Genomic DNA, 262 nt, shown 5'->3' with positions numbered 1-262 from the left:
CTGGGCAAGAAATTCAACTCGGCGATTTTCCCCGGCATCCAGGGCGGCCCGCTGATGCATGTGATCGCGGCGAAGGCGGTGGCGTTCGGCGAAGCGCTGAAACCCGAATTCAAGGCTTACGGAAAACAAGTGGTCGATAACGCGCGCGCGCTGGCCGAGGTGCTGGTGAAACGCGGCGTAAATATCACCACCGGCGGCACGGATTGCCATCTGATGCTGGTCGATCTGCGCCCGAAGAAACTCACCGGCAAGGCGGCGGAAG

Annotated in this window: 1 pseudogene; it reads left to right on the top strand. The window is 61.5% G+C overall.

Annotated features, from left to right (window positions below):
* A pseudogene (glyA, locus tag GUI70_RS23610) lies at nucleotides 1-262 on the top strand (serine hydroxymethyltransferase); the annotation flags it as partial.

Source organism: Deinococcus alpinitundrae, assembly GCF_009982895.1.
GTDB classification, from domain to species: Bacteria; Deinococcota; Deinococci; order Deinococcales; family Deinococcaceae; genus Deinococcus; species Deinococcus alpinitundrae.
This window is presented reverse-complemented; position numbering and strand designations above follow the sequence as displayed.